Source organism: Rickettsiales endosymbiont of Peranema trichophorum (assembly GCF_004210275.1).
GTDB lineage: Bacteria > Pseudomonadota > Alphaproteobacteria > Rickettsiales > Midichloriaceae > RICK02.
This window is the reverse complement of the sequence record NZ_SCFA01000086.1, coordinates 1-2,873: the sequence shown is the minus strand read 5'-3', so window position 1 is coordinate 2,873 and position 2,873 is coordinate 1. Positions and strand designations below refer to the sequence as shown.

Sequence of the window (2,873 nt, the reverse complement as noted above, 5' to 3'; positions counted from 1 at the left end):
GAAAAAGATTTGGCCTTAGATTTAATCTAATCGCTGGCATTTATAATTTAGAGTTACTATAAATCAGTTTCGAAAGAGGTCTAATATTAGTCGAGAGACGTTGATGCGCTGGATATCAAAAATAAGCACTGGAGGTGTTAAGAATTTTGCTGTAGGAGCTGGTCGAGGTAGACGGTCGAAATTAGAGAGCAAACAAGAACTTGAAGTTCAACGGTATATAGAGGAACATGGTGCACACCTGAATACAGAAAAGGTCCGTGTTTTTGTGAAAGAGAATTTTGATATAGATATCAGCAAGGCTACTGCACATAGGTTATTTAAGCGATTAGGTTTTTCTTATATTACACCTAGGCCAAGTCATTATAAGAAGGATAAAACAAGTCAAGCTAAGTTTAAAAAAAAATCTTGAAGAATTGATGCTGAATAAACCAGAGCATGAGGTATTTTTTTGTGTCCCTTCAGTAAAGTTCTAACTATTACCCACAAGTTTAGGATGAGCAAATAACAAATAGTCATCTACAATTTGACTAAGCTTTGTCCAGCGTCGCCATAATACTGTGATACCAGGGTATTTGTCATTTTTTCTTCCAAGGAAACCTCCTAATCTCCCAATCCAATAGATTGCTTGCGCTATTGTTGGTGGTTCATTAGGTAATGATTTTCCACGGTGCACTTTTAAATAAAGCGCCTGCCATTCATGAACCGTTAATATCCTGGTACAAATAGAATCCTGGTCCGCCCCCCTAGCAATATTTGTAATATAATAAAGGCGCCAAGCAACAACAGACATTAGAGATATGTAACGTATTAAACGATCTGCACTTTGTAGTCTGCACTCTTCAATATTAACCTCCTAAAGAAGTAGTGATGAAGGTTATGTAATAGAAGGATCAGGAACTACTTTTAAACCTAAAGATTTAGCTTTGGAAGCTAAGTTATGAATGATGCGTTCGCGATATCGTTTGTCATAATAATCTTGCCCAGTATCAAAATATTCAGTACCATTTTTGAGCATATTGAACATAATAACAGCTAATTTATGAGCAGATGCTGTTATTGCTTTAGGCGCACCCAATCGAGACTTTAAACGCCGAAAGAACGAGCCTAAAGCACTTTTGCTACCATGCAGTGTACTTGCAGCCATTCGGAAGGCAGAGGCAGCGTAATTTGCCGTTCTTTTACTCTTACCACTTAAACTTTTACCTCCAGACACTCTATTCCCAGGACATACTCCAAGCCATGATGCAAATTGCTTACTGCTTTTCCAGCGACTTAGATCAAGTCCAATTTCTGAAATAATTCTAATGGCACTCGATGCTTCAATCCCAGGTATTGCTGTTAAATCAACTCCTGTTATGCGGATTAAATGTGACGTAACATCAAATGACAATCTATTCTTTGAGTTACCTCTGCTTTTGTGGTTCCTATCATCCTCTCTTATTTGTTGAGGCTTATTCCTAAAATTTAGCAATTGTTTTTCGATCTCTTGATCGCATGCTTTGATCTTTTCATGATAAGTCTCATAAAGCTCTAATCCTTGTTTTAGTGCAAAAACATGCTCATCGCGATAATTTCCTGTTAACGATTTCTCTATCTTTTCAACTGAACTTTTACAATGGTGATTTCTATAACCTGCTAATATTTTGGGGTCGCGTTCACCGCCAACAATCTCACGAACAATACGTAGTCCAGTAACACCTGTCAGATCACTAATTACATGCTGTAGTTGTATATTCATTTGCGTTAGTGCTTTCTGCATATGTTGTACATGCCTTCCTGCTTGTTGAATTAACATACTCCTTTGTCTTAAGTAACTACGAAGAATACAAATTTGTTCTTCCGGACGAAAAGCACCATGTAATAAACCATAGCTATGCAATTGTTGAAGCCATTGGCAGTCTAATACGTCGGTTTTGCGACCACTAACATTCTTTACATGCCTGGCGTCCACAAGCTTTACCTCAACACCTCTAGCTTCTAATATCTCATATAATGGAATCCAATAACTACCAGTTGATTCCATTGCTACAGTTTCTATGTTACACTGCTTTAACCAATCAGCTAAATCATATAGATCACTAGTAAAACTCTTAAATTCACGTACACAAATCTCTGCGCATCCTTCCGGTACCGCTACAAAATGTCCTCTCGAACCTATATCAATACCAGCTGCCATTTTATTAATATGTTTCAAGTGTTTTGGTAATCTTGACTTATTATTTAGACTTTTTCCTTTCAATTTAGTTGGTTTCCTTACAGCGCTACTATCCATATCTTTTCTCCATAGTAAAAATTAGAAAATGACATACTTGTACAGCAGAAGTTTTCATAAACGGCTATCTCCTAAACGAGATGGTATTTACACCTCACCAATGATACTGTCGCAAACCTCTGTAACCACACTCAGTTTCAGGCATAAAGCACTAATGGTTATACGGCTTTTACAGTACAAATATATCAGTCGATATTCTATCAACAATACTTCTTTTTTGATACTTGGCACTTCCAGCCTAGGTCACTCAGTTTGATATAAGGATGAGTTGGAAATGGTGTAAAGAGAGAGTTGCGGATGGAAAGGAATGAGAGTAAGCTTATCTTTTTAACCCAAATTAAACAGGTAGTCTATATTCCCATTCCTCACTGACATCTTCTGTCATATTGATGATTTTTGCAACACCTTTGGAGAAAAAAATAAGAGATTTGGTTTGCCTAACCCAAATAAAAAACGCAATAAGCCTTGTAGAATGGCTCTTTCAGAGGTTATGACAATACTAGTCTTATTTCACATGAGCAACCACAGAACCTTTAAATACTTCTATATACACTATGTTCTTAAAGACCTTCGCTCTTGTTTTCCACAGGCTGTAAGTTAC

General features: G+C 37.0%; 3 protein-coding genes. 1 reads left to right on the top strand and 2 read right to left on the bottom strand.

Annotation, left to right across the window (positions count from 1 at the left end; all coding sequences use genetic code 11):
* Window positions 1-103 precede the first annotated feature (103 nt).
* Complete coding sequence (locus tag EDM53_RS04460) at window positions 104-409, top strand: winged helix-turn-helix domain-containing protein (RefSeq protein WP_130122463.1); 306 nt, start codon at window positions 104-106, stop codon at window positions 407-409.
* A gap of 60 nt (window positions 410-469) precedes the next feature.
* Here the strand turns inward: EDM53_RS04460 and EDM53_RS04455 are convergent, their stop codons facing one another.
* A complete protein-coding gene (locus EDM53_RS04455; RefSeq protein ID WP_130122462.1) occupies window positions 470-790 on the bottom strand; it encodes an IS4 family transposase in 321 nt (106 codons plus the stop codon).
* Between the two features lie 84 nt (window positions 791-874).
* Entirely contained in the window at window positions 875-2,176 is a 1,302-nt protein-coding gene (locus tag EDM53_RS04450; protein WP_130122464.1) for an IS110 family RNA-guided transposase, read from the bottom strand.
* Between the last annotated feature and the right edge of the window lie 697 nt (window positions 2,177-2,873).

Bases quoted from the DNA above. Each gene is read 5' to 3' on its own strand.
- EDM53_RS04460 (WP_130122463.1), top strand. From the start codon at position 104: ATGCGCTGGATATCAAAAATAAGCACTGGAGGTGTTAAGAATTTTGCT.
- EDM53_RS04455 (WP_130122462.1), bottom strand. From the start codon at position 790: ATGTCTGTTGTTGCTTGGCGCCTTTATTATATTACAAATATTGCTAGG.
- EDM53_RS04450 (WP_130122464.1), bottom strand. From the start codon at position 2,176: ATGGCAGCTGGTATTGATATAGGTTCGAGAGGACATTTTGTAGCGGTA.